The organism is Paraburkholderia tropica (assembly GCF_914484835.1).
GTDB classification, from domain to species: domain Bacteria; phylum Pseudomonadota; class Gammaproteobacteria; order Burkholderiales; family Burkholderiaceae; genus Paraburkholderia; species Paraburkholderia tropica_A.
Genome location: NZ_CAJZAR010000001.1, coordinates 1 through 20,843 on the forward strand (window position 1 = coordinate 1; position 20,843 = coordinate 20,843).

At 65.4% G+C, this 20,843-nt stretch carries 17 protein-coding genes and 3 tRNA genes; 14 read left to right on the forward strand and 6 right to left on the reverse strand.

Translation table 11 applies throughout. The annotated features are described in order from the left end of the window. The 5 genes from LDO54_RS00005 to guaD form a co-directional block, all read left to right on the forward strand. A partial coding sequence (locus LDO54_RS00005; protein ID WP_253074363.1) for an amidase family protein occupies nucleotides 1-826 on the forward strand: 826 nt, incomplete at its 5' end. Nucleotides 827-1,039: 213 nt separating this feature from the next. Further along, nucleotides 1,040-1,570: a disulfide bond formation protein B gene (locus tag LDO54_RS00010; protein ID WP_224004231.1), complete on the forward strand. Its 531-nt coding sequence runs from the start codon at nucleotides 1,040-1,042 to the stop codon at nucleotides 1,568-1,570. Between the two features lie 631 nt (nucleotides 1,571-2,201). After that, nucleotides 2,202-3,290 carry a xanthine dehydrogenase accessory protein XdhC gene (gene xdhC, locus LDO54_RS00015; protein ID WP_224004234.1) on the forward strand — a complete coding sequence of 363 codons (1,089 nt, stop codon included), beginning with the start codon at nucleotides 2,202-2,204 and terminating at the stop codon, nucleotides 3,288-3,290. Between the two features lie 37 nt (nucleotides 3,291-3,327). Continuing rightward, nucleotides 3,328-4,365, forward strand: a complete 1,038-nt coding sequence (locus LDO54_RS00020; RefSeq protein WP_224004237.1) for an adenosine deaminase — start codon at nucleotides 3,328-3,330, stop codon at nucleotides 4,363-4,365. A gap of 290 nt (nucleotides 4,366-4,655) precedes the next feature. After that, on the forward strand, nucleotides 4,656-5,963 hold the full coding sequence (guaD, locus tag LDO54_RS00025) for a guanine deaminase (RefSeq protein WP_224004240.1): 1,308 nt from the start codon (nucleotides 4,656-4,658) through the stop codon (nucleotides 5,961-5,963). A 160-nt stretch (nucleotides 5,964-6,123) separates the two neighbouring features. Here guaD and LDO54_RS00030 read toward each other — a convergent pair whose 3' ends face one another. After that, the gene (locus LDO54_RS00030; protein ID WP_224004243.1) at nucleotides 6,124-6,804 is read right to left on the reverse strand and encodes a DUF4136 domain-containing protein; all 681 of its coding nucleotides are present in this window, start codon (nucleotides 6,802-6,804) and stop codon (nucleotides 6,124-6,126) included. Nucleotides 6,805-7,269: 465 nt separating this feature from the next. Here LDO54_RS00030 and pepN point away from each other — a divergent pair, with 465 nt between their 5' ends. The 3 genes from pepN (at nucleotide 7,270) to LDO54_RS00045 (ending at nucleotide 11,370) form a co-directional block, all read left to right on the forward strand. Beyond that, nucleotides 7,270-9,960: an aminopeptidase N gene (gene pepN / locus LDO54_RS00035; RefSeq protein ID WP_224004644.1), complete on the forward strand. Its 2,691-nt coding sequence runs from the start codon at nucleotides 7,270-7,272 to the stop codon at nucleotides 9,958-9,960. Between the two features lie 250 nt (nucleotides 9,961-10,210). Continuing rightward, nucleotides 10,211-11,227 carry a class 1 fructose-bisphosphatase gene (locus LDO54_RS00040; protein ID WP_224004246.1) on the forward strand — a complete coding sequence of 339 codons (1,017 nt, stop codon included), beginning with the start codon at nucleotides 10,211-10,213 and terminating at the stop codon, nucleotides 11,225-11,227. A 67-nt stretch (nucleotides 11,228-11,294) separates the two neighbouring features. Continuing rightward, nucleotides 11,295-11,370, forward strand: a tRNA-Thr gene (locus LDO54_RS00045). A 68-nt stretch (nucleotides 11,371-11,438) separates the two neighbouring features. Here the strand turns inward: LDO54_RS00045 and LDO54_RS00050 are convergent. Next, nucleotides 11,439-13,205, reverse strand: a complete 1,767-nt coding sequence (locus LDO54_RS00050; RefSeq protein WP_224004249.1) for a tetratricopeptide repeat protein — start codon at nucleotides 13,203-13,205, stop codon at nucleotides 11,439-11,441. 672 nt (nucleotides 13,206-13,877) lie between these two features. Between LDO54_RS00050 and LDO54_RS00055 the strand changes: the two genes are divergently transcribed. Both LDO54_RS00055 and LDO54_RS00060 read left to right on the forward strand, forming a co-directional pair. Beyond that, entirely contained in the window at nucleotides 13,878-14,027 is a 150-nt protein-coding gene (locus LDO54_RS00055; RefSeq protein ID WP_167371414.1) for a hypothetical protein, read from the forward strand. A gap of 360 nt (nucleotides 14,028-14,387) precedes the next feature. Beyond that, nucleotides 14,388-14,978: a chorismate mutase gene (locus tag LDO54_RS00060; RefSeq protein WP_224004252.1), complete on the forward strand. Its 591-nt coding sequence runs from the start codon at nucleotides 14,388-14,390 to the stop codon at nucleotides 14,976-14,978. A gap of 31 nt (nucleotides 14,979-15,009) precedes the next feature. Here the strand turns inward: LDO54_RS00060 and LDO54_RS00065 are convergent, their stop codons facing one another. Together LDO54_RS00065 and LDO54_RS00070 are read right to left on the reverse strand one after the other, a co-directional pair. Beyond that, on the reverse strand, nucleotides 15,010-16,227 hold the full coding sequence (locus LDO54_RS00065) for a 3'-5' exonuclease family protein (protein ID WP_224004255.1): 1,218 nt from the start codon (nucleotides 16,225-16,227) through the stop codon (nucleotides 15,010-15,012). A 320-nt stretch (nucleotides 16,228-16,547) separates the two neighbouring features. Continuing rightward, entirely contained in the window at nucleotides 16,548-16,751 is a 204-nt protein-coding gene (locus LDO54_RS00070) for a cold-shock protein (RefSeq protein ID WP_065058198.1), read from the reverse strand. A gap of 412 nt (nucleotides 16,752-17,163) precedes the next feature. Here LDO54_RS00070 and LDO54_RS00075 point away from each other — a divergent pair, with 412 nt between their 5' ends. Both LDO54_RS00075 and LDO54_RS00080 read left to right on the forward strand, forming a co-directional pair. Continuing rightward, the gene (locus tag LDO54_RS00075) at nucleotides 17,164-17,367 is read left to right on the forward strand and encodes a hypothetical protein (protein ID WP_224004671.1); all 204 of its coding nucleotides are present in this window, start codon (nucleotides 17,164-17,166) and stop codon (nucleotides 17,365-17,367) included. 550 nt (nucleotides 17,368-17,917) lie between these two features. Continuing rightward, nucleotides 17,918-19,096 (forward strand): porin, encoded by a 1,179-nt coding sequence (locus LDO54_RS00080; protein ID WP_224004258.1) that lies wholly within the window; start codon nucleotides 17,918-17,920, stop codon nucleotides 19,094-19,096. 105 nt (nucleotides 19,097-19,201) lie between these two features. Here the strand turns inward: LDO54_RS00080 and greB are convergent, their stop codons facing one another. After that, entirely contained in the window at nucleotides 19,202-19,765 is a 564-nt protein-coding gene (greB, locus tag LDO54_RS00085; RefSeq protein ID WP_224004261.1) for a transcription elongation factor GreB, read from the reverse strand. A gap of 185 nt (nucleotides 19,766-19,950) precedes the next feature. Here greB and LDO54_RS00090 point away from each other — a divergent pair. Both LDO54_RS00090 and LDO54_RS00095 read left to right on the forward strand, forming a co-directional pair. Continuing rightward, nucleotides 19,951-20,027, forward strand: a tRNA-Arg gene (locus LDO54_RS00090). Nucleotides 20,028-20,102: 75 nt separating this feature from the next. Further along, nucleotides 20,103-20,179 (forward strand) — tRNA-Arg (locus tag LDO54_RS00095). 103 nt (nucleotides 20,180-20,282) lie between these two features. Here LDO54_RS00095 and LDO54_RS00100 read toward each other — a convergent pair. After that, nucleotides 20,283-20,771 (reverse strand): phage protein NinX family protein, encoded by a 489-nt coding sequence (locus LDO54_RS00100; RefSeq protein ID WP_224004264.1) that lies wholly within the window; start codon nucleotides 20,769-20,771, stop codon nucleotides 20,283-20,285. Nucleotides 20,772-20,843 lie beyond the last annotated feature (72 nt).

Sequence of the window (20,843 nt, forward strand, 5' to 3'; positions counted from 1 at the left end):
CGGCGGCTCGCTGCGCATTCCCGCCGCGTTTTGCGGCCTGACCGGCTTCAAGCCCACCGCCGCACGCATTCCGCGCAGCGGCGGCGTGCCGCTCTCGACCACGCTCGACTCGTTCGGCCCGATCGGCAACAGCGTCGCGTGCTGCGCGCTGGTCGATCGGCTGCTCGCCGGCCTCGCGCCGGTCGTGCCGGGCGCGCGCCATCTGGAAGGCGTGCGCATCGGCGTGCTGACGAACTACGTGACCGACGACGTCGATCCCGCCATCGCCGAAAGCCTCGACACGGCGCTCAAGCATCTCGACGCCGCGGGCGCGATCGTCAACGAGGTGCGCTTCGCGCCGTTCGAGCAGTTCGCGCAGATCAACCGCATCGGCTTGTCGTCGATGGAAGCGTACGCGTGGCATCGCGAGCTGATCGCGCAGCATCGCGGCGAGTACGACGCGCGCGTGCTCGCGCGCATCCTGAAGGGCGAGGCGGCGACCGCCGCCGACTACATCGATCTGATCGCCGCGCGCGCGGCCGTGATGGAGCAGGCGCAGGCCACGCTGTGGTCGCGCTTCGACGCCGTGATCGCGCCGACCGTGCCGATCGCGCCGCCCGCCGTCGCCCCGCTCGCCGCCGACGCCGACTTCTTCGCGCGCGTCAACGCGCTGGTGCTGCGCAATCCGAGCGCCTTCAATTTCCTCGACGCCTGCGCGCTGTCGCTGCCGATCCATCATCCGGGCGACGCGCCGGTGGGCCTGATGCTGGCCGCCGCGCCCTACGCCGACGACGCGCTGCTCGCCATCGGCCGCGGCGTGGAAGCGGTGCTCGCGCCGCTGCGCTGAAATTACGGGCGCAGGCGGCGGCTGATCGGAGAACTGCTCGGGAGACTGAGCCGACGCTAAAACAGTCGCGGATCGTCACGCGCGTCGAATCGCGCAACGTTCCGCGACAAGCCGCTTCCTCGCGCGGCGCAGCCTTCGCGCTAGAATCCCGACACGCCGTCGCCGCCGCGCCCGTCGCGCGCGCTGCGCCACTCACCCGAAGAAAAACGCCACATGAACGACGATAACGCGCTGTTGCGCCGCGAACGCGGCCTGCTGGTCCTGCTTGGTCTGATCTGCCTCGCGCTGCTGGCCGGCGCAATCTACATGCAGTACGTGAAGCATCAGGACCCGTGTCCGCTGTGCATTCTCACGCGCTATTTCACGCTGCTGATCGCCGTGTTCGCGTTCCTCGGCGCGCGCCTGACGAGCTGGCGCGGGCTGCGCGTGCTCGAAACGCTCATCGTGCTGTCGGCGGCGGGCGGCATGGTCGCCGCCGCGCGTCTCGCGTGGGTGCAGGCCTTCCCGAGCTTCAGCTGCGGCTTCGACACGCTGCAACCGATCGTCGACGCGCTGCCGCCCGCGCATTGGCTGCCCGGCATCTTCAAGGTGCAGGGCCTGTGCGAAACCACCTACGCGCCGATTCTCGGCCTGACGCTGCCGCAGTGGTCGCTCGTCGCGTTCGCCGTGATCTTCCTCGCAGTGCTCGCGAGCCTGTGGCGCAACCGCCGCCGCCAGGTGTCGTGGCCCGGCATCCGTCGCTGATTCGGCGCCACACCGCTCGACGTCTCCCGCTTCACGCCGCGCCGCCCGCCCTGGGCGGCGCGTTCGTTTACCTGCTTGTTTCCCGCTCGGCGGCTCAAAGGGCCGCATCGACGTTCGCCGCACATGGCCGCCGGCTGATAGCCCCCATCATGCGCAGGGAATACTTTCCTGCCGCTGTCAGTGCTAAATTCGAGACTGGATGGCGATCTACGTGCGCGAGGCCGATCAAGGCTCGTCGGGTTTCTGCGTAACGCGCGCCTGATCCGCAATGTCTCCTGGGCTTCACATGACAACGCACACCATCCGACTCTTCCGCGATTCGTCCGCATCCCGCCCGTCCTTTCCGGTTGGGCGCGGCCGTGCCCCGCATTCGCTCCAGCCGACGATGGCCGATCACCTCGCCACGCCGCTTCTGCATACCCGGTTTCGTCATCTCGATGCGCGCGTTCCGCCAGCGTCGGTCCACTGCCGCGCACCCGGCGCCATGACGATGCGTCGTCGCGAACCGCTCGGGTTCTGGCATGCTCGAACCCTTGAGCGCGCGGCAGCGGGAAGCCGCGCGCGACGCCATGACGATCCACCGGCCGCGCGCCCGGCGCGCCGCCACGCAGTTTTGTAGGAGATGCACCCGATGCAAGCCTGGCTCACCGATCTGCAGCAATTGCTCGCGCATGGCGACGCCGCCGTGCTCGTGACCGTCGCGCGCGTGGAAGGCTCGGCGCCGCGCGAGGCCGGCACGAAGATGATCGTCACGCGCGAGGCCGCGCGGCACACGATCGGCGGCGGCCATCTGGAATGGAAGGCCATCGAGATCGCCCGCCAGGTGCTGCGCGACGGCATGCGCACGCCGCACGCGCGCCGTCTGGAACGCCTCGCGCTCGGCCCGAGCCTCGGCCAGTGCTGCGGCGGCGCGGTCGTGCTCGCCTTCGAGCGCCTCGACGTGGCCGACCTCGGCTGGCTCGCCACACTCGCGCGCCGGCTCGGCGCGGGCGCATCGACCGTTCGTAGCGTATCATTCCGCTCCTCGCGGAATGGCGAGCCCGCCACGGCATCGGCCAGTCTCGACGCCAGCGTCGACGCCGTCATGCTGTCCGAGCCGGAGCCGGGCGCGCAAACGCCCGACTGCCTGCTCTGGGACACCAATTCGGCCTCGCCCGGCGAAGGCACGATCCTGCTCACCGAGACCATCGCGCCGAACGACTTTCCCGTCGTGCTGTTCGGCGCGGGCCACGTGGGCGCGGCGCTCGTGCGCGTGCTCGGCACGCTGCCCTGCCGCGTGCGCTGGGTCGACGCGCGAGACGCGGCGTTTCCCTCGCCGGAAGCGTTCGCGGCGCTGGGCGCGCCGAACGTCGTCATCGACGCCAGCGACGCGCCCGACGAAGCCGTCGACGCCGCGCCGCCCGGCACCAGCTTCATCGTGATGACGCACGATCATGCGCACGACCTCGATCTCGCCGAACGCATCCTGCGGCGCGGCGACTTCGTGTTCTTCGGCATGATCGGCTCGCACGCGAAGCGCAAGCAGTTCGAGCACCGGCTGGCCGCGCGCGGCATCGACCCGTCGCAGATCGCGCGCATGAACTGCCCGCTCGGCGTGGACGGCATCGTCGACAAGTCGCCCGAGGTCATCGCCATTTCGGCCGCCGCGCAATTGCTGCAGGCGATCGAGGCCGCCTCGGCGCCCGTGCGCGCGACGGCCGCCATGCCCCATTCCGCGTGATGTCACCCACTGAACAACAGCATCGACCGACCACACCATGACGATCACGACCACTGCCAACCCGCTCGTCCAGAAGGCCTTCGGCGCGCCCAAGGCCGAGCTGCACATCCATATCGAAGGCTCGCTCGAACCCGAGCTGATCTTCGCGCTCGCGCAGCGCAACAACGTGACGCTCGCCTACGAGTCGATCGAGGCGCTGCGCGCGGCCTACGCGTTCACCGACCTGCAGTCGTTTCTCGACATCTACTACGCGGGTGCGAGCGTGCTGCTGCACGAGCAGGACTTCTACGACATGACGATGGCGTACTGCGAGCGCGCGCTCGCCGATAACGTCACGCACACCGAAATTTTCTTCGATCCGCAGACGCACACCGAACGCGGCGTGTCGATCGACACGGTAGTCGCGGGCATCGACCGCGCACTCGCCGACGCCGAAAAGCGCGGCCTCACGAGCAAGCTGATCCTGTGCTTCCTGCGCCATCTGAGCGAAGCCGACGCGCTCGCCACGTGGGACGCCGCGCTGCCGCTGTTCGACCGCTATCCGCGCATGATCGGCGTGGGCCTCGATTCGTCGGAGCGCGGCCATCCGCCTTCGAAGTTCGAGCGCGTGTTCGAGAAGGCGCGCGCGAAGGGCCTGAAGCTCGTCGCGCACGCGGGCGAGGAAGGCCCGCCCGCCTACATCTACGAAGCGCTCGATCTGCTCAAGGTCGACCGCGTCGATCACGGCGTGCGCAGCATCGAGGACCCGGCGCTCGTCACGCGTCTGGCCGACACGCGCGTGGCGCTCACGGTCTGCCCGCTCTCGAACACCAAGCTCTGCGTGTTCGACGACATGACGCAGCACACGCTCAAGCAGCTGCTCGACAAAGGCGTCGCGGTCACCGTCAATTCGGACGATCCGGCCTACTTCGGCGGCTACGTGAACGAGAACTACAGCGCGATCATCGACGCGCTGAAGCTCGACGACCAGGAGGTGTACACGATCCTGCGCAACGGCTTCGAGGCGTCGTTCGTGACGCCCGACGAGCGCGCCGCGCTGATCGCGAAGCTCGACGCTTACTGGCCGGCGAACTAAGCCGGAGCGAAAGCGGCGAGCGCTGCGGGCCGCAGCAGACCGATGCGGCCCGGACAGTGCCCATGACGCACGAAGTACGACTCAGGGAACGGCGCACGCGCGCCGCGCCCGGGGCGCTGTCGCGCCTGGATGGATCGACGCCCGCGTGTTCGCCTCGACTGAAGCGATGCAGGGCCGACTCTCGCGCGCCGCGTTTTCAGGAGCGGCGCGCCCGATGCGCGCTAATGCGATGACGAAGCGCGCACGCTTCCTGCTGACGAATACCTGAATTTTCCGGAGACGAAGTACCCATGACTCAATCGGCTTTTCGCGCAAAACTGCTGACGTTCACCGGCGACCCCGCGCAGTCGCCCGACGCCGCCGTGTTCCACGAGGACGGCGTCGTGATCGTCGAGGACGGCCGCGTGGCCGCGTCCGGCGCGTGGTCCGCGCTCAAGGACCGCGTGAGCGAGGGCGCGAGCGTGCACGACCTGCGCGACAAGCTGATCGTGCCGGGCTTCATCGACACGCACATCCACTATCCGCAGACCGACATGATCGCCTCGCCGGCGCCGGGCCTGCTGCCCTGGCTGGAAACGTACACGTTCCCGACCGAGCGCGGTTTCGCCGACGAAGCCGTGGCCGCCGACACGGCGCGCTTTTTCGTCGACGAACTGCTCGCCAGCGGCACGACCACGGCGCTCGTCTACTGCACGGTGCACAAGCAGTCGGCCGACGCGCTGTTCACGGCGAGCGCGGCCAAGAACCTGCGCATGGTCGCGGGCAAGGTGCTGATGGACCGCCACTGCCCCGAATTCCTGCGCGACACGCCGCAAAGCGGCTACGACGACAGCGCCGAGCTGATCGCGCGCTGGCATAACAACGGCCGCCAGATGTACGCGCTCACGCCGCGCTTCGCGCCGACCTCGACCGAGGCGCAGCTCGAAGCCTGCGAGGCGCTCGCGAAGGCGCACGGCGACATCTTCATCCAGAGCCACGTGGCCGAGAATCTCGACGAAGTGAAGTGGGTGAAGGAGCTGTTTCCGCGTCAGCGCAGCTATCTCGATGTCTACGACCGCTACAACCTGCTGCGCCGCCGCGCCGTCTACGGCCACTGCATCTGGCTCGACGACGAAGACCGTCGCCGCATGGCCGAAACCGGCACGGTCGCGGCGCACTGCCCGACGTCGAATCTGTTCCTCGGCAGCGGCCTGTTCGACTTCGACAAGGCGCAGCAGACGCAGATGCCCGTCACGCTCGCGACCGACGTGGGCGGCGGCACCTCGTTCTCGATGCTGCAAACCATGAACGAAGCGCACAAGGTCGCGCGCATGGGCGGCCATCATCTGACGGCCACGCGCATGTTCTGGCTCGCGACGGCGGGCGCCGCGCAGGCGCTCGATCTCGCCGACCAGATCGGCACGCTCGCGCCGCAAACCGAAGCCGATTTCGTCGTGCTCGATCCGCAGGCGACGCCGCTGCTCGCGCGCCGCACCGCGCGCGTGGACTCGCTCGAGGAACTGCTGTTCGCGTTCGCCCTGCTCGGCGACGACCGCGCCGTGTACGAAACGTATGCGGCGGGCGCGCGCGTGCATAGCCGCGCGCAGACGCAGCGCTAAAAGCCGCCATCGCGACGAAGCGGCCGCTAAAGCGGCACGTTCCTCGCCGCGCGCCAAAAGCAGAGCGCGCCGGACCTTGCGGGTCCGGCGCGCTTTTTTCATCGCCGTCGATTCGTCGATCCGTCGAATCGTCGATTCGTCGATTCAGCCGACGCGCGGCTTACTTCGCCTGCGCGCTGCCGGGCGCCGAAGCGGGCATCGGCGCGGCCGCCTCGTTGGGCGCGCCGCCATGACTGTCGAGCGGCAGCTTCACCTCGGTGACCGTGCCGTTCTGCAGCGGGAAGTTGGCGAGCGCGCTGCGCACGAGATACGGCATCACGCGCACGAGCGAGGGATCGTCGCCCGAGGTGCGCGCGGAGACGTTATAGACCTCCTTGCCGCTGCCCTTCTCCGTGATGCGGATCGACAGCGCGTGCGAATAGACCGGATAAGTCTGGTTCACATAGCCCGGACCGTACGGACCCCACGGGCCCCACGGATTGAACGGCCCCCAATACGGACCCGGCCACGGGTTGTAGTACACGGGCTGCGGAACCGTCACGGTGTCCATGCGGCTGCCGTAGGCGAGGCCCACGAGATAGCGCGCCTGCGGCTGGGGCACCTGATGGAACGCCTGCACGGCGAGCCCGTCGGCCACGAGATTCTCGTAGGTCGACTGCTCGATGCTGTGTTCCTGGTCGGGGTTGCGCGCGAACGCATAGGTGCGGGTGGCGTCGCTGCCGCCGTTCCAGGCGGAGAACGCGGTCACCTGGCTCGTCACGTAGGTGGTACAGCCGGACAGCGTCACGGCAAGCGCCGCCAGCATCAGCAGGGCGCGGCGGGTCCATCGGTCGGGCATCATGGTCTTCTCGTTGCAGTAGTGCCAGTGGTGGGAAAAGCGCAGTCGTGGGGACCGCTTGCTTCACCTGTTTGCGATACGAATCGGCGGCCTGGCTTATTCCCTGTCTGTCGCAGTTTCGTAAGCGGCGTTGTAGCCGATTCGCAAGCGCCGCGGCGCGCCAGCCGCGATCCTGGCGGAATCGGGGTCGCGCTCATTTTGCGGCAGCACGATCATACTGACTCGCGCGGCACCGGGAAAGTTCGACGCCCGTCCGCGTCCGCCGACATCGTTACGCTGCGCGACATCCGCGCCACGTCCATGATGCGCCTTGCGTGACGCGCCCCGCCGCTTTTTGCCCCGACGGACAAGCAGCGCGAGCCTTTGTACAATGGGACGACTGGCCACTGCAGGCCACCCCTGCAGGCCACCGCAGCGCAGCTTTCTTCATCCGACCCGAGCCGCTCACCACATTCGCCCATGGAAACCCTGTCCGATACCGCTACGCCTAACGTGATCCGCCGCGAAGACTACGCGCCGCCCGCCTTCCTGATCGACACCGTCGATCTCGAATTCGACCTCGTGCCCGAGCGCACCATCGTCAAGAGCACGCTCGCCGTGCGCCGCAATCCGGCAGCGAAGCACGCCGCGCATCTGGAACTGATGGGCGAGCAGCTCGAATTCATCGGCGCGGCCATCGACGGCCAGCCTTACGAGCACGTGCGCACGCACGAACACGGCCTGACGGTCGAGAACGTGCCCGAGTCGTTCACGCTGACGCTCACGGGCGCCTGCGATCCGGCGGCCAACACGACGCTCTCGGGTCTGTACGTGTCGAGCGGCAACTTCTTCACGCAGTGCGAGGCCGAAGGCTTCCGCCGCATCACCTGGTTCCTCGACCGCCCCGACGTGATGGCTACCTACACCGTCACGCTGCGCGCCGATAAGACCGCCTACCCCGTGCTGCTCTCGAACGGCAACCTGATCGCCGAAGGCGATCTGCCCGACGGCCGCCACTATGCGAAGTGGGAAGACCCGTTCCGCAAGCCGAGCTATCTGTTCGCGCTGGTCGCGGGCAAGCTCGTCGCGCTCGAAGAACGCATCCAGAGCGGCTCGGGCAAGGAAAAGCTGCTGCAGGTCTGGGTCGAGCCGCACGATCTCGACAAGACGCAGCACGCGATGGACTCGCTGATCAACTCGATCCGCTGGGACGAGTCGCGCTTCGGCCTCGAACTCGATCTCGACCGCTTCATGATCGTCGCCGTGAGCGACTTCAACATGGGCGCGATGGAGAACAAGGGGCTCAACATCTTCAACACGAAGTACGTGCTCGCGAATCCCGAAACGGCCACCGACGTCGACTTCGCCAACATCGAAGCCGTGGTCGGCCACGAGTACTTCCACAACTGGACCGGCAACCGCGTGACCTGCCGCGACTGGTTCCAGCTGAGCCTGAAGGAAGGCCTCACGGTGTTCCGCGACCAGGAATTCTCGGCGGCGATGTCGGGCGGCGACGAGAACGAAGCCGCGCGCGCCACCAAGCGCATCGAGGACGTGCGCGTGCTGCGCCAGATGCAGTTCGCCGAGGACGCGGGCCCGATGGCGCATCCGGTGCGCCCCGAGAGCTACGTCGAGATCAACAACTTCTACACGATGACCGTCTACGAGAAAGGCTCGGAAGTCGTGCGGATGTATCAGACGCTGTTCGGCCGCGACGGCTTCCGCAAGGGCATGGATCTCTACTTCCAGCGCCACGACGGCCAGGCCGTCACCTGCGACGACTTCCGCCGCGCGATGGCCGACGCCAACGGCCGCGACCTCGCGCAATTCGAGCGCTGGTACAGCCAGGCGGGCACGCCGCGCGTGACCGTCAGCACGCGCTACGACGAAGCCGCGAAGCGCTATAGCGTGACGCTCACGCAGGGCTACGCGAACGGCTCGCCCGCCGCGCGCGAAACGCAGAAGGGACCGCTGCACATTCCGTTCGCGATCGGCCTGATCGGCCCGGACGGCCAGGACCTGCCGCTCAAGCTCGAAGGCGAAAGCGCGGCGAGCGGCACGACGCGCGTGCTCGAATTCACCGAAGCGCAGCAGACCTTCACCTTCGCCGACGTGAACGCGAAACCGCTGCCCTCGCTGCTGCGCAACTTCTCGGCGCCGGTGATCGTCGAGTACGACTACGGCACCGCCGAACTCGCGTTCCTGCTCGCGCATGACAGCGATCCATTCAACCGCTGGGAAGCGGGCCAGCGCCTCGCCACGCGCGAGCTGCTGACGCTCGCCACGCGCGCGAGCGCCGGCCAGCCGCTGGCGATGAGCGACGCGCTCGTCGAAGCGTTCCGCCGCGTGCTGAGCGACGCCTCGCTCTCGCCGTCGTTCCGCGAACTCGCGCTGATGCTGCCGTCGGAAACCTATCTGGCCGAGCAGATGGCCGAGTCCGATCCGGCCGCCGTGCACGCCGCGCGCCAGTTCGTGCGCAAGCATCTCGCGAATGCGCTCAAGGCCGAGTGGCTCGCCGCCTACGAGCAGAACCTCACGCCGGGCGCCTATGAGCCGACGCCTGAAGCCGCCGGTCATCGCGGCCTGAAGAATCTCGCGCTCTCGTATCTCTCGGAAGTCGACGATCCCGCCGACGCGCTGCGTCTCGCCGGCGCGCAGTACGACGCCGCGAACAACATGACCGACCGCGCGGCGGCGCTTTCGGCGCTGCTGAACGCCTCGGCGGCGGCGGGCGGCGACGCCGCGAAGCGCGCGCTCGAAGACTTCTACGCGCGCTTCGAGAACGAGCCGCTGGTGATCGACAAGTGGTTCTCGCTGCAAGCCACGCAGCGCGGCACGGCGCAGCGTCCGGTGATCGAGACGGTGCGCGCGCTGATGCGCCATCCGGCCTTCAATCTGAAGAATCCGAACCGCGCTCGCTCGCTGATCTTCAGCTTCTGCGCGGCGAATCCGGCGCAGTTCCACGCCGCCGACGGCTCGGGCTACGCGTTCTGGGCCGAACAGGTCATCGCGCTCGACGCGATCAACCCGCAGGTGGCCGCACGCCTCGCGCGCAATCTGGAACTGTGGCGCCGCTTCACGCCGAAGCTGCGCGACGCGATGCGCGCCGCGCTCGAACAGGTCGCGAAGCAGGCGAAATCGCGCGACGTGCGCGAGATCGTCGAAAAGGCGCTGGCCTGACGGACGAGTCCTCGATGCGCTGATGCATTGATGCGTTGAGCCCGGCACGTGGAGCCGGCCCCGTGAACATCATGGGGCCGGCTTTTTTTCGCGCATTTTTCGCGGATTTTTTTCGAGTTTTTTCCCCGCCGCAGCCCCTGCCCGGCGCGCCAGGCCGCTGGCTGGCGGCCTTTTTGCCGTTTTACGCACCGGGCAGTCACAGCCCAGCGGGTAGAATTGCGCTATTCCCCAAGCTCCCCGGAGTAATGCAATGGCTTTGCACCGTCGTACCACTCTCACGAAGTACCTGATCGAGCAGCAACGCGAGCACAAGAACCTGCCCGCCGACCTGCGTCTGTTGATCGAAGTCGTCGCACGCGCGTGCAAGGCGATCAGCTTCAACGTCAGCAAGGGCGCGCTCGGCGACGCCCTCGGCACGGCGGGCAGCGAAAACGTCCAGGGCGAAGTGCAGAAGAACCTCGACATTTTGTCGAACGAAATCCTGCTCGACGCCAACGAATGGGGCGGCAACCTCGCGGCCATGGCGTCGGAGGAAATGGAAACGTTCTTCCCGATTCCGGCCAACTATCCGAAGGGCGAATACCTGCTGGTGTTCGATCCGCTCGACGGCTCGTCGAACATCGACGTGAACGTCTCGATCGGCACGATCTTCTCGGTCCTGCGCTGCCCGGACGGCCAGCAAGCCACCGAGGAATCGTTCCTGCAGCCGGGCACGAAGCAGGTCGCGGCGGGCTACGCCGTCTACGGCCCGCAGACCGTGCTCGTGCTCACGACGGGCAACGGCGTGAACTGCTTCACGCTCGACCGCGAACTCGGTTCGTGGGTGCTCACGCAGAGCAACATGCGCATTCCCGAAGACACGCGTGAATACGCGATCAACGCCTCGAACGCGCGCCACTGGTATGAGCCGGTCCAGCAGTACATCGGCGAACTCAACGAAGGCAAGGACGGCCCGCGCGGCGAGAACTTCAACATGCGCTGGATCGCCTCGATGGTCGCCGACGTGCACCGCATCCTGAACCGCGGCGGCATCTTCATGTATCCGGCCGACAAGCGCGATCCGTCGAAGCCGGGCAAGCTGCGCCTGATGTACGAAGCGAACCCGATGTCGTTCATCGTCGAGCAGGCGGGCGGCGTGGCCACCAACGGCACGGAACGCATTCTCGACATCCAGCCGACCAGCCTGCACGAGCGCGTCGCGGTGTTCCTCGGCTCGAAGAACGAGGTCGAGCGCGTGACGCGTTATCACCTCGAAGCGAAAAAATGAAAAAAGATGGGGAAAGGGCTTGCATTCTTTCGGCCAGTTTCCTATAATCTTTCTTCTCTGATGTGACGCCGGAATAGCTCAGACGGTAGAGCAGCGCATTCGTAATGCGAAGGTCGGGGGTTCGATTCCTCTTTCCGGCACCACCAAGTTTCATCAAAAAGCCCAGTCTTCGGACTGGGCTTTTTGTTTTCCGCCTCCGTTTCCCCCGCTTCTAGCGCTGAGCGGCCAGCGCGAGTAACGTCACGCACGCCACGCGCACCGCCTCGACTACGTCATCCCAATTGCCCAGCTCGCGCTGCCGGAAAAGCCGCGCCGACGGATACCACGGACTGTCCGCGCGATCGCACATCCAGCGCCAGTCGGTGCACAACGGCAACATGACCCACACCGGCACGCCCGCCCCGCCCGCCAGATGCGCCACCGAGGTATCGACGGTCAGCACCAGATCGAGCGATTGCGCGATCGCGAGCGTGTCGTCGAAAGTCGCGATCTCGGGGCCGAGCGCCGTCATGTCGATGCCGGCGGGCAACGCGGCCAGTTCGCGCTCCGCCGCGCCCTTCTGCAACGCAAACCATGAAACCGCTGCGCCGCCGAGCGAAGGCAACATCGCGGGCAACAGCGCAGCGAGCTTCATCGAGCGATAGCGGTCAAGGTCATAACCCGGATTGCCGGCCCAGACGAGCCCCACGCGCAGACGCCCAGGCCTGCGCGGCGCTGCCGCGTCGAGCCGGTCGGACCAGCGCGCGACGGCATCGGGTTCGGCGTGGAGATACGGCATGGCGCCCGGCAGCGTATCGAGCGTCATCGCCATGCGTTCGGGCATGCGGAACATGCGGCACCAGTAGTCGTACGGCCCCGGTGGCAGCGCGGCGCTCGCGCGATGCACGCCGCGCGCGCGACTCGCGATGCCGACCAGCGCCGCGTCGACCCAGACATCGACGATCGCGCCGCGACGCGCGAGCCAGTCCGCGCCACGCAGCAGTTGCACCTGATCGCCGAGACCTTGCTCGCCCAACAGCAGAAAGCGCCGTCCGTCCACCGGCTCGCCCTGCCACTCGGGAAACGGCGGTTGCGCGAGCGTGCGGTTGTGCGCCAGACGCTCGTGCCAGCGATACTGCTTCCAGCCCGCCTCGTACTCGCCGTCGCGCAGCAGCGAAATCGCGAGATTGAACTGGATGTTGGCCTCGTTGGGCGCGAGGCGCGCGGCCTCGACGTTGTGGCGACGCATGCCCGCGTGATCGCCCTGCATGTGCAGCGCGTACGCGGCGTTGTGATGAAGCAGCGGCAACGTGGCGTCGATGGCCAGACCTTGCCGCGCGACATCGAGCGCGTCGGCGAAGCGATCGAGGCCATTCAGCGCAAACGCGAGTTCCTTCAGCGCCACGGCATCGCTCGCGAAGCGCGCGCGGTACGCGGCGATCAGCGCATCGATCTCCGTTTCGGGCGCGGGCGCGAGGCGCGCCAGCGCGTTGAGCAGATCGACGCCGTCTTGCTGGGTCGCGTCGTCGAGCGACCACGCGTGGCGCAACGCCTGCGCGGCTTCGTCGATGCGCCCCGCTTCCTGATGCAGATCGCCGAGACGGCGCGCCGCGTGACGCAGCCGGGGATCGCACGCGAGCGCTTGCCGATAGTGCTCGCACGCTTCGTCGGCGCGGCCGGCGAGCTTGAGCACATCGGCAAGATTGCGATGCTGGCTCGCCGTGCCGCCCGAAAGACTGAGCGCGCGGCGATAGCACGCCTCGGCGACGAGATGTTCGCCCGCGAGCGCCGCGATCAATCCGCGATGCTCCCAGAGCGTGGTGTCGCCAGGCGCGAGGTGAAGCGCGCGCTCCAGCGTGTCGCGCGCACGCGCGGTCTCGCCCGCGCGAAAGGCGGCGAGCGCGTGCCGATGCAAGTCGGCCGCTGTCGCTTCGTTGATGGGCAGAGCTGAGGGCAGCGCTGGGGACAGTGTCGAGTCTGTGGAATGCGGGTCGTTCATGAGGCGTCCAGATCGCGTGCGCGCCGCGATGCGGCGGTCGTGCGCATCGGCTTCGTCGGCCGCGCTTTTGAAGATAGCCGTGCGCGCCGGCGGATCGAATCGGACGTTTCTGAAATGACGGCGCGAAGCGCGCTCCGGTACGCAGATGAGGGAACACAACGCGCTCAGCCGCGTTTAATCCTGCATTCCTGCGAATTCGCTCAATAAATCCGTCTGAAAAGCGCTTCCAGCGAGTCATTAATCATCAGACTCGATAGAAACGATCGCTTACGTGTTTTAAATGTATTTAAAGATCTCGCGTCAACGAACGTTCATAATCGATCGTTGTAGAGAGATGGACTTGAGCGCGGGGGCCCGAACCGGGCGTGCAACTTGACGAGCTGCCTAGAACGCCCGCCTGGCGGGGCATTAACGGGATACGTGATGGACGGCGGGACGGACTGCGGCAAAACCCTGGTCTATAGCGCACGCGCATTCATCCGTTAAATACCTGAATGCGGGCGAATTGGAACAATAGACGGGAATCCAAAAGATTATATTCCCGGACGCTCGATAAAATCGATCGCTGTGCGAAGAAAGCAACAGACAGATCGGAAAAGCACCTTTGCTCTGACGAGCACTAGCGCGACGGAAGGACCGAGCCGGATAATCGGCTTACATAGGAGAAAGATCATGGACGCCAAACCGCCAAAGCTTCCGACCCCGGACCAAGTTTTCAGCCCGGATCCGGAACCGGTGGCCGTCGAGTTTCTCGGCGACGAATTGCCCGCTCACGTGCGCGCATTCCTCGACGAGCAACGTAAGGCACACGAACAGAAGTGACGGGGAAGCGCAGTCGCGCGACGCAAGCGGCACGATGGACCGCCCCGCTTGCCGCTCGCGCGTGCGAGTCGCGCCTGGCTGACGGCGCCGCCGCGAACGATCGCGGCGCGCGCGTGGCGCTGGGCGCACGCTGACCACAAGCTGTACGCGCAAAAGCCGCCCGCGCGGCGAATGTGTGCGCTCGTGCGCGCTCGCGTGCTTTCGGACCATCGTGACCGGCCCACTTCCCGGCCTGCACGCTCCCTGCATCGCCGACATCGTCGCTCCGCTTCAACGCCGCGAGCCGCGAATTCCGGGCACCACGTCCTCAACCGGCTATCCTTCGCTTTTCCCTCATCGGCCAGCCGGCCTCTTCGTGCAATGACCTTCCGCTTTCGCGCCCTCGCGTCCTGCGCCGCCGCCCTCCTCTTCGCCTTGCCCGCCGTCTCGGCCCATGCCGATGGCGACGACACCGCGCTCACCAATCTCGTCGCGCTCGTTTCGCAGCGCCTCGCGCTCGCCGAACCGGTCGCGCACTGGAAGTGGATCAACCATAAGGCGATCACCGATACGCCGCGCGAAAACGCCCTGCTCGCCGATGTGCAGAAGCGGGCCGCCGCGGCCGGTGTCGATCCGGCGTTCGCGCGCGCGTTCTTCCGCGATCAGATCGACGCGAGCACCGACGTGCAGAACGCGCTGTTCGCGACGTGGCGCTCCTCGCAGCCGCCCGCCGAGCCGGCGCCCGACCTCGCGACGGTCACGCGTCCGCAACTCGATCGGCTCACGGGTCAGTTGATCGGCGCGCTCGCGCGCGCGCAAGCCACGCACATGGCGGACGATTGCCCCGCGCGCGTCGCGCGTGCGGTGGCGAACTGGAAGGAATTGACGCGCTACGACTCGACGCGCGCCGACGCCATGACGCGCGCGCTCGGCCACGTCTGCGAGACGGGCGGCGTGGGCGGCATGGCGTAAGCGCAAACGCGCGAGTACTTGAGCGTTAGCGTTAGACGGCGGTCGTCAAGCCGTCGTCGACAGACGCGGACGAGGACGCTGGCAAGGGCAACACGCGCAAGCCGCGTTCGAAACGCGTCTGCAAAATGCGCCAAGTCGTGAGTTCGAACGCCGGCTCGCGAGTCGCGGCGCAGAGCATGGCCGCTTCGGCCTCGTTCGCGACGGCGCCCAGATAGCACCAGCGGTCGATCAGATGGAACACGGGCGCAGCGCTCGCGGCGTCGCCCTCTTCGATCAGCACGGCACCGTCGAACGGCCAGGGCGCGGACAGCGGATCCTGCTTCGACACGCGCGGCACGCGGTTGAACGACGGCCGCCACTGCGCGATCCAGCGCGCCTCCACGAGCAACGCGCCAATCTCGCCGCCGGTGGCCTGCCATTCGACGCGGCGCACCTGCTGCGCCATGCGCTGCTCGCGCGCCGAGCGGCGCTCGCCCGACAGATGCGAGCGCACGCGCTGGCGCACCCGCACGCTGCGGCCCACGTAAAGCGGCGCCTCGTTCTCGCCGAAAAACGCGTACACGCCGTGACCGGCCGGCGCGGATTCGATCAATTCGTCGGTGATGTCGCCCGCGAGACGGTGACGGCGCGTGAGCCGGTCGATCTGCGTGGCGAGCATCTGCGCGGGCACGAGGCCCGGCAGGCGCTGCCAGAATTGCCAGAGCAGATCGGCGTCGGCGAGCGCGCGGTGGCGATCGGCGGGCACGAGCGCGTGGCGCTCGACCAGCGCGTCGAGTCCGTGACGCTTTTCGGACGGAAAGAGCGCGCGCGACAGCCGCACGGTGCACAGCACGTCGGGATTGAACGCGATACCGGCGCGCTCGAATTCGGCGCGCAGAAAACCGCGGTCGAAACTCGCGTTGTGCGCGACGAACAGCTTGCCGGCGAGGCGCTCGAACAGCGCGGGCGCGATCTCGGCGAACGTGGGTGCGCCGCGCACCATCTGATTAGTAATGCCGGTGAGCTGCTGAATGAAGGGCGGGATCGGCTGCTGCGGATCGACGAGCGAACTCCAGCGCGTGGCCTCGCCATCCTTGACCTCGACGACGCCGACTTCGGTGATGCGATGCTCGCCCACGGAGCCGCCCGTCGTTTCGAGATCCACGAAGACCAGCGGAACGTCGCCGGACGAGCGTTCGGCGCTCAGTTCGGCGCTCAGTTCAGCGCTCGATTCGGCGCTCGATTCGGCGCTCATGGAGGTGTCGGACATGGTGAAACAGTAAGACGTGAAAAAGAAATCCGCCCAAGTATGCACGGTTTGGACGAAGCGCGCTGGACTTCCCGGCGATTTCCACGGATAAGACCCCGACGCGCGCACCCGGTTTTTAATTCTAATTGACGAGTTTTTTTGAATCGGGGTTTTCCCGCGAATCATAATTACTGAGCGGCGATTATTACGCGGCTTTCACGTCATTCATGCGAATCCAGAAACAAAAAAGCCCTGGTTTCTCCAGGGCTTGTTCGTGCGGCAAGCAGACGCGCAGACTTGGACATGCAGCCTTTCGCGCCCGCTGGCGCAGCGCACCCGGCTTAGATCGGCTGGATGTTCGCGGCTTGCTTGCCCTTCGGGCCAACCTTGACGTCGAACGACACGCGCTGGTTTTCCTTCAGCGACTTGAAGCCGTCTGCACGGATCTCCGAGAAGTGCGCGAACAGGTCGTCGCCGCCGGCGTCCGACGTGATGAAGCCAAAGCCCTTTGCATCATTGAACCATTTGACAATACCGGTTTCCATGTTTCCGTTTCCCTCAAAATTTAATGACGCGGGCACTATCCTCACGCCGAATGCTTTGCTGAATCACTTCCTTTTCCTGCGACAATTCAATTACCGCTAAAGAAGTAAATCAGAAGTGCCGTTATACGGGGAACGACAATCGCCAGTCAAGCGAATTTTTTATAACAGCATTCCCGTTTTCGCGATAAACCCGCACGCATCAAAAAACGCACAAAAAATATATGCAAGCGGAATGATTATCGGAGACGCGGCATCGGCGACATCTTTATCCGCTTAATTACCTGACTTCGGTATATGTCGGGAAAATTTCCCGAAGTGTAACAATTGGTGTCAAACGTAAGTGTTTTTACCGGTTGTTCGAGTATTACGTTCAACTCATCATGAATACATTCGCGTGCAAAGGGAGGTCATCATGCTGACGACTCTGCGACGTTGGATGCATTGGCTCGTGGAAATCGACGGTCCCGATCAGGCCACCGCCGGTGAGCTCGACACTTATGGTCCGTGGCACGGCGATCACTGGCACAACCTGCTGTGTTCCCCGATGGACGCCCGGCACTATGTAATGGAAGACTGGAGTCTGCAATCCGAACCGCCCGAGGAGCGTGGTCGTTAGGGCAGACAGGATGCGAGGCGGGGCGCCATGTCCCGCTGCTAATTGGCGGGCAAAAAAAAGCGCAGCCAATGGCCGCGCCGACAAAGGTTTGGAGATCTTTTTCGTCAACGAAAAAGTCTGCTTCGGAAAGCAGTGAGTTCAGTATAGCGGCAGCGTTCTGGCGCATTAACTGTACGCAGCACAATCATCTGTTACGTTACACGCAATAATCCTGCTTAACCGTGATTTACGTTGTTTTTCGCAATCAATTGTTGTAGCGATCGCACAACGCCATTCGGTTGACACTCCCCACCCGCGCTCTGCAATCCCTCTGAAAGCCCCATCCAGCAAGGCGGAAACGAAGATCCGGTAACCATTTCCAAATCCGCAATACTTTATTGCGCAAATCGGAATGCCTGCTTTCCGAGCACCGTCTCTACACTCTGCCTGTCCGGAAGCCGACTTCGACGGATTTACGCGCCACGCGAGTTCGCCTCTCGCTGCCAATCGCGTGGACGGCTTCCCAAACAGGGTTCGACGAAACCCACCTCTGTTCTCGGAGTTTACAAAGATGAAAAAGACTCTCATGGTCGCTGCCCTCACGGGCGTTTTTGCAACGGCAGCACACGCTCAAAGCAGCGTCACGCTGTACGGCCTGATCGACGCCGGCATCACCTACGCGAACAACTCGGGCGGCCACAGCCTGTGGAAGGCTTCGAGCGGCACCGTCAACGGTAGCCGTTGGGGCCTGCGTGGTTCGGAAGACCTCGGTGGCGGTCTGAAGGCCATCTTCACGTTGGAAAGCGGCTTCAGCATCATGAACGGCACGGCAGGTCAGTCGAGCCGCATGTTCGGCCGTCAAGCATTCGTCGGTCTGGCAAGCAACCAATACGGTGCTGTCACCCTCGGTCGCCAGTACGACTCCGTCGTCGACTACGTGGCTCCGCTGTCGAACACGGGTACGCAATACGGCGGCACGATCGCTGCTCACCCGTATGACAACGACAACCTGAACAACTCGATCCGTTTCAACAACACGATCAAGTACAGCAGCGTCAACTACGCTGGCTTCAAGTTCGGCGGCACGTACTCGTTCTCGAACAGCAGCGAATTCGCGAACAACCGTGCGTACAGCTTCGGCGCATCGTACAACTGGGGCGGCCTGAACGTCGCAGCTGGCTACCTGCAGCTGAACAACGACGTCACGAACGCAGTGTTCGCGAACGCCAACGGCCCGGCAGCTTCGGCAGCAGGCGCGCAAACCGGCGAATGGACGTTCCTGGCTGGCCGTCAGCGCACGTTCGGCGGCGGCGTGAACTACACGTTCGGCCCGGCAACGGCTGGCATCGTCTACACGCAGACGAACCTGTCGGACGCAACCGGCGGCGGCATCTCGGGTACGCAATCGGGCACGGGCTCGACCGGCGGCATCGCTTTCCGTGCTGACAGCGCTCGCTTCCAGAACTTCGAAGGTAACATCCGTTACGCTCTGACCCCGGCCCTGAGCCTGGCTGGCGCGTACACGTACACCCGTGCAAACCTGGGTGGCGGTGTGAACCCGAACTACAACACGGTCGCTCTGCAGTCGGACTACGCACTGTCGAAGCGCACGGACGTCTACCTCCAGGGCGACTGGCAACACGTGTCGGACAACTCGGCCGGCATCGGTGCTTACCTGAACGGTCTGGGTTCGGCTTCGACCCGTCAAGACCAGATCGCTGTGACGGTTGGTATGCGTCACCGCTTCTAAGCTTCACGCCGCTGGCCGCTTCGGCCAGCTGTGTAGCTGAAAAAGGCGCCCTCGTGGCGCCTTTTTTTCGTTTACCGATCCGGCAGAGCCGGAGCGATAAAGCGCCTACGCGCCAGGCGCCGGATAACGCACATCGAGCACGTCGATGGACGCCGGGCCCGTAGGCGTATGCAAGGTCACCTGATCGCCGATCTTCGCCTTCAACAAGGCGCGCGCGATCGGCGAGATCCAACTCACGTGCCCGCGATCCAGATCGATTTCGTCGACGCCGACGATCGTGATCGTATGCGACTCGCCGTCCTCGGTGCCGTACTCGACCGTCGCGCCGAAGAACACCTGATCGACGCTCTCCTGACGGCTGCTGTCGACCACCTCGGCCAGATCGAGCCGCTTCGTCAGGAAGCGGATACGCCGGTCGATTTCGCGCAGCCTGCGCTTGCCGTAGATGTAGTCGCCATTCTCTGAACGGTCGCCATTCGACGCCGCCCACGAGACGAGCTTGACCACCTCGGGCCGCGCCTCGTCGAGCAGATGCAGCAGTTCGCTGCGCATGCGCTGGTAGCCCGCGGGCGTCATGTAGTTCTTGGTCCCGGCGGGAATCTCGGGGTGACCGGCTTCGAGATCGTCGTCGTCGTTGTCGGTCGATTCTTTGACAAAGGCCTTGTTCATGATGGTTCGATACGTTCGATGCGCTGCTGTACTGACACGCCTGCTTCAATGCCACGAAGGTTGCGGGACACCGCGCGCCCGGCGCTGCGGCCCCACCCTTCAGGGTACACGAAGCGCGTCTGCAAACAAATTGCGATAAGGGGCTTCCATTTCCCGAAATCGGTGCTATACTCTCTTTTCTGTGTGCGGCTGTAGCTCAGTTGGATAGAGTACTTGGCTACGAACCAAGGGGTCGTGGGTTCGAATCCTGCCAGCCGCGCCACCTTTTCAGAGTTTTGCGTCAGTTTTATCGCGCAGATCTCCAGTAACACTGCAGTAAGTAGTATCGTTTTAGCGTGCGGCTGTAGCTCAGTTGGATAGAGTACTTGGCTACGAACCAAGGGGTCGTGGGTTCGAATCCTGCCAGCCGCACCACCTTTCGAAGGGCCTTCCTGATCAGGAAGGCCCTTTGTCTTTCTAGCTGCGTTTTTCGTGCAGCGTCCCCGCTGCTCCCCTTCTCTACCTCGCACCCTCCGCTCTAACGCGGCTGCGTGCCGATATCGCCGATCTGTGCATCGGGACGCGGCAAATCCTCCACGTCGCCCACATTGGCCGGTTCCGCCGCCAGCTCCGTGCCGATGCCGGAGAGCGCCTGCGGCTGGCGCAGCACAGCACCCACCTCATCACCGAAACGACTGGTCACGAACGCGCGCAGCAGCGCCTCACGCATCGTCGCGCCCTGCGCTTGCGCCGTGCGATGGCTGCCGGCGAACTCGGCCACGCAGATCACCGTCTCGCCGTCCCGATGCTCGCGCACATCCAGACGCTGCGTGCGGTCGAGCACGACGCCCGCGGCTTCCCACGACGTCGACGGCTCGAAGCGCCCGTCCCACGGCCGGCCGCGATCGTTGCCGCGCACGGCGACGGTCTCGCCGCTATCGGTGAAATAAATCTCGCGCACGAAGTCGGGCAGGCAGCGCGCCACCCAGTAGTCGAGCGCGAGGCCGGAGATATCCGCTACGTTCATGGCGTGTCCTCGCTTCCGGTTGAAGAGGTTCGAGGCGGCGCGAGAGAGCCGCGCCTGCGGGCCGCAGAAAGC